Below are 6,155 nucleotides of genomic sequence, written 5' to 3' on the forward strand. Positions count from 1 at the left end.
TTAGTGTCGGATACAAAGGAGAAAATAACAAGAAATTATACTATAGAGGACTTGGAAGAATTATTAGATAAATTACCTTATCAAATATGGTTAAAAAATGACCAAAAAAGATATATATACATAAATAAACTAGGTGCAGAAAAGTTGGGACTTAGTAAAGAGCAAATAATCGGAAAAAGTGATTATGAATTTAGAGAGTATGATATTGCTAAGGAATGTGATAAAACAGATATAGAAGTTATAGAGAAAAAAGCTGATATTTATAATGAAGAGTATAGTAAAATAGATGATAATGAAATATGGCATAAGGTATATAAATTTATTTTACATAAAGAGAATAAAAAAGAAATTATAGGAGGAGTAGCACGAGAGATATCATTAGATAAGAATGTACAATTAGAAATTGAATCAAACTTAATGAGTTATTTAAATATAGATGAAGAAAAAAGATATAATACTAAAAAAACTATTCATTTATTGTTAAAAGAAATAAAAAATATTGTTGAATATAAGAATATATCTATATTTTTATATGATAAAGATAGTGAGAAATTTAAATTTTATTTAAGCGAAAATGAAGAAGAAAATAATTTTAATGTAGATATACATATAAATAAAGAAATAGAAAATAAGTTATGTAGTAAAGAAATTATTAAAGATAAATATGAAGAAATATATAATAAATTAGAAATGTTTAAAGAAAAAAAAGAAAGTTTAGAAATTAGGCATATAGAACTAGCGAATAAATTATTTGGGTTAGTAGTAATAACTTATGATGAAAGTAAAAATTGTTTTACTAAAGAGGAATCTTATTTAAATGAAACTTTAAGTAAAATAGGATATATAGTTAAACAGATAGAAAATAAAAGTGAAATTAAATATATAACCGATAAGAAAAGGGAATTAGAGGAGTTTATTAAATTAGAAGCCATGAAGGTGGAATTTTTATCTAATATGTCTCATGAATTTAGAACTCCTATTAATATAATACTTGCTATTGTGCAATTATTGAATTTACATAATAAGCCATTAGGTGATGAAAAATATAAAGAATATTTAAACATATTAAAGCAAAATTCATATAGATTATTGAGATTGGTGAACAATGTTATGGATATAACGAAAGTAAATAGTGATTCAGATAAATTGAATTTAGTAAATTGTAATATTGTTAGTGTTTTAGAAGAAATAGTTATGTCTACTGTATTATATGCAAGTGAAAAGAAAAGAAATATAATTTTTGATACAGATAGTGAGGAAATAATTTTAGCTTGTGATGAAGATAAAATTGAAAGAATTATGCTTAATTTAATATCTAATGCCATTAAATTTTCTCAGCTCCATACAGATATTGAAATAAAAATAAAGAGAAATGTAGATTTAAATAGAGTATATATATCTGTTAAAAATTATGGTTCTAATATAGAGTTTAAAGATAGAGAAAAGATTTTTGAAAGATTTTATAGAGTAGATAATTCGTTAAATAGGAAAAATGAAGGTTGCGGTATAGGATTATTTTTATGTAGAAAGTTTATAGAAATGCATGGGGGAGAAATATTTTTAGATAATATAGATAATGGTACTCAGTTTTCGTTTTATTTACCGATAAATATTACAGAGGAAAAAATAAATAATCCTATAATACAGAAAGATAGTCTTATAGAGAAATGTAATATTGAATTTTCTGATATATATACATAAGTACATTTATTAAAAGATATTAATAGTGTATTATAGGAATTATATTAAAGAATTATAGTTGATTGCAAAACTAACTTTAAAAATTGAACAAAACTATTGATAAAAGCTAAATATAGGAAATAATTGGAGTATGCATAAAAATTTCTAAAAAAGCGCACACTAAAAAAGCCTAAAATAATTACCAAATTTTAAGATATAACTTTTTTTATTGATAATATATTTTGGGTATTATTCATATTGTTAGCTATTAACACAACGATTAGTTGTGTTATAGCTGATAAAATCACTTCAGATTTAAGTGATTCTGTGTTGTTAAGTTTTGTGTACTGTAAAGCAAGTGGATACTTCATCATGAAATTTGTTCTTTCAATGATGGTTCTTGTTTTATAAAGATTATTCCATTTGCTTGAATTTCTTGGGATAACAGTATGCATTCTTATATTATTATCAATGGGAACTTGATAAATCTTGCCACACTTAGATGTTGTGCAAGGATTTTCACAAGTTAAGATATATTGAGTTTTCCCATTGATTCTAGTTTTTTTAGATTTGGGACAAATCCATTTAATCCTATCTGAACGTCCTTTTTCACGTGTTATTCCATCAAATTTCATAAGTAGTTTATTATCATTTGGGCAAGTTGGTACACCATTTTCATTAAATCCAGGCATAGGAGATGATGGCGCCCTGCGTAGCGGGATTATGGGAATTATATTCTTATCTTTATAAAGGTATTTATAATTATCAACAGCATCAAAACTAGCATCGCCAAGAAAGTATTTGTATTTAAAATCATGTTTGGAGAAGAATTTATTTAATGTTGGAATTAGAGATTTTGAATCATATGTATCTTTAGCTTCGCTAGCGGTAGCTGCTTCGGTGATATTAGTTGATTTATCATTTAGGAAATCTATATCTCTGATTATACCTAGACCATTTGTAACTATTGAAGTTTTTAAAGCATAACAATAATGACCATTCATATATGAAAGTTTAATATCAGGGTTTGCATAAGAAACTTTAGGCATTTTACTGCAAGCAAATGAATGAGCATTAAATGTGGGATTATTTTTGCTCAATGCTTTACATTGACGAAGTAGTGTATCAAATTTTTTAGGATTATTTTCATTGACATAAGCTTCTATGCCAGTAGTATCAACAATTAAAATATCATTTAAGTATGAATTTATTTCATCGCAAATGGGATCTGTAATTTCAACTAAATAATCAAAAAAATTTTTAGATCTTTTTCAAATTTAATTTTGAATCTAGAAAATTGTGAAGCATTGGGAACCGTAGTGAAACCACAAATATCACGAAGTTCTGAACTAAGATTAAGAATGTTTATGAAAAGTGAAGTATCAGCAATTGATAGCATTGATTTAAGAATTAAAGCTGAAATCATAGAAGATAATTTATAAATTCTAGGATGCCCAGTATCAGCATGATAATGGTTATAAAAGCTTTGTGGTATTAAATTTTGTAAATCAATATGTTGTTCAAATAATTTAATTAACTTAGGTTTATCTTGCTGAAAGTATTCATCAATATTTGAATATATGTCAGTAAAAGATAATTGATTTAAATTTTCTTTCAAGGGAGTCCCTCCTAATCATTCGTTTTATTTAGTATGTCCTAAATAAACAAATTTAATTATTGGCGGGGGAAAACTTGAAAAAATGAGTTTGTAAAACCGCACCAAAACAAGGTTTTGGGGGTTATGCAATAGACTATTAAAGAATTATATTAGGGGGGTAACTAATGAAAAAATTATCGTTAAATAAAGGTGAGAAGATAATTAAATATGCTCTTAGAAAATACTCTTTTGGAGTAGTTTCAGTGGCAGTTTCAGTATGTTTTTTTACAGAAATAGCTTCAGCATCTATTTTAATTAATGAAAATACTTCTATACAAGAAACATACTCTACAAATGAAGATTTAAGTGAAAATATTACACAAAAAGAGGATTATGTAAGTGATGAATTAGATAAAAATTTTGTAGAAGAAGAAACATCTATAACTGAAAGCATTATTCAAGATGAAGTTATTGATGAAAAAGAAGATGAAGCTATTGATGAAAAAGAAGATGAAGCTATTGAAGAATATGCTTTGAATGAAACTGTAGAAGAAAAAATTCAAAAAGTAAAAGAAAGCTTTAAAGAAGTTAAATATGATGATTTATATACTATTTTAAATCCATATGTTTCATTATGGGATAAACAAGATGTTAAAAATCAATTAAAAAAAGAATTAGGAGTAGAACCAACTCAAGCTCAAATAGATGAACGACTTAAAAGTTTTTGTATGGATAAACTTGATTTAAGAAAAAGCTTTGAATATGTGCAAAATAATTTAGATACAATATTAAAGAAGTTATTTGATAATGACCCATACTTTTCATCTCAATATATTATTAGTAAAAGAAATGAAATATTAATAGCATTATCTTATTTAGAGAGAAATTATAGTTTTGATTTTAAAGGTGAAGTTGCAAAGGATTTAATTTTATATAATTATCCTCAAAGTTTAAGTGGATTTTCAGCATTAATGGATATAGGTGAAGTGAGTTTTTCAGATTTAGAGCTTAAAAATACTGCAAAGACTTATAAAAAGAAAATTGCACCAATTACTAAAGATAATACTATTTTTGATTTTATAGAAAGTTCTTTAAATAAATATTATCCAGCTATGAGTGCTAGTGAGTGGTTTAAAGATAGAAGTAATGCTTATATTGTTGAAGCTAAAAGTAGTAATCAAAATATAGATACTTCTTTTTACAATAAAATGAAAAATGATCCTAAATTAAGTGATCATTTAATTCCATTATTATCTCTTAGTCAAGATAATATTTATGTTATTAGCACAATGAGCACAGTGAGTTATGGGTTGGTAGATACATATGTTGATAGAAAAGAAAGTAATTATAATGAGTCAAAAAGAAAATTTGAAGCTGATTTACAAGAAACAGCTAATAAGCAAGAAGAATTTTTAGATTTTTGGTATCGTATTAGTAATAAGAGAGATACACTTTTAAATGGAAATAATATTATTATAATTGATACTATGAGAAAATATGGTGAAGGAAGTACAAGAGATTTATGGGCTCCTAAGTATGGTGAAACATTAAGTGGGGTTCGTGAGTTTATTACTCCTCTTGATTTTTATTCTAATTATATGTTTGTAGATGGAGAAGCATCAGGAGATAATTTAGTTAAATTATATTTATCAAAAACATTAACTGATAGAGGACAATCTACTTATACACATGAATTAACACATTTATTAGATAAAAAAGTTTGGCTTAACGGATATGGTAGGAGAACTGGTAAAGGTGCAGAAACTTTTGCTACAGGAATGTTTGAAAGTTTAAATAATACAGTTGGATTATCTGAATATGAGCCAATATTTAATTTAAATTTAGCATATAAGTTAGGAGAAGGAAGAGTACAAAATGCTTCACCTAATAGATTTATGCAAGAATCTGACTTAAAAGATTATATGCAAGGATTAATGGATGTTATATATACATTAGATTATGCTGAAGCAATATCATCATTAAGAAGAACTAATTCAGAAAAAGCAATATTATTTAATCAATTGGAATTAACACCAGAAAAAGCTCCTAATACTGAAAATAAAAGCAATGATACATTTAAGCATATAGATGAAAGTATTGCAAGTACTTTAAACACAATTGATGATTTAATTGAAAAAAATATTGTATCAGGAAGACTAAAATTTAAAGGTAATGCAACTGTAGGAACAACTGAGCAAAATGGATATTATGTTGCACCATTATTAGAGCCAATATATGCAGGGATTCAAAATGATGAAGGTTCAACAGGGGAGATAACATTTAAAAGATATGCATATGAATTATTAGCTGAATATGGATATAGTGAAGGTATGGTTTCATATGTTTCTAATAAATATTCAAATGATAAGGAAGCATTAAATGCTATTTTAGATTCTAAATATAATGGAAGCTTAACTGAATTTAAAAAGGATATGTTTAAACGTAGAATTGATAAGCTATCAGATTTAAAAGAAACAGACTACTTCAAAAATTATGAAGAATTACAACAGTTAATGAATGAAGCAGTAGAAAAAGATTTAAAGATGATGGAAAGTAATAAAACTAATTCACAACCAATGGCTCAGAATGTAAAAGAAGTACAAAAATTAAAAACAAAGATTTTACAATGGTATTTAGTAAATACTAATGATTTTACAACATCTATATATAATTCTAAAGTTATTGTATCAGAAGATAAAGAAGTAACAGAAACAGAGATTCCTATAGAAGTTATTAATAGAGAAGACTCAAGTTTATGGGAAGATGAAACACGTACAGAACCTGGAATATCAGGAAGTATTAGAACAACTAAGATATGGAGAACAGAAAATGGTGTTCGTGTAGGAGATCCAATAATAAATCAAGAAATTATTAGAGA

General features: G+C 25.6%; 4 protein-coding genes. 2 read left to right on the plus strand and 2 right to left on the minus strand.

The genetic code is table 11. The annotated features are described in order from the left end of the window. Nucleotides 1–3: 3 nt before the first annotated feature. A complete protein-coding gene (locus tag Q5O44_RS10940) occupies nt 4–1,701 on the plus strand; it encodes a PAS domain-containing sensor histidine kinase (protein ID WP_022168466.1) in 1,698 nt (565 codons plus the stop codon). A 188-nt stretch (nt 1,702–1,889) separates the two neighbouring features. Here Q5O44_RS10940 and Q5O44_RS10945 read toward each other — a convergent pair whose 3' ends face one another. Together Q5O44_RS10945 and Q5O44_RS10950 are read right to left on the minus strand one after the other, a co-directional pair. Then, nucleotides 1,890–2,915, minus strand: a complete 1,026-nt coding sequence (locus Q5O44_RS10945; protein WP_368074945.1) for a transposase — start codon at nt 2,913–2,915, stop codon at nt 1,890–1,892. 5 nt (nt 2,916–2,920) lie between these two features. Continuing rightward, on the minus strand, nt 2,921–3,298 hold the full coding sequence (locus Q5O44_RS10950) for a transposase (protein ID WP_022168468.1): 378 nt from the start codon (nt 3,296–3,298) through the stop codon (nt 2,921–2,923). A gap of 164 nt (nt 3,299–3,462) precedes the next feature. Between Q5O44_RS10950 and Q5O44_RS10955 the strand changes: the two genes are divergently transcribed. Further along, nucleotides 3,463–6,155: ZmpA/ZmpB/ZmpC family metallo-endopeptidase (locus tag Q5O44_RS10955; RefSeq protein WP_302637862.1), on the plus strand; the 2,693-nt coding region annotated here is incomplete at its 3' end.

The organism is Clostridium sp. CAG:221, assembly GCA_000435835.1.
Lineage (GTDB): Bacteria > Bacillota > Clostridia > Clostridiales > Clostridiaceae > Clostridium.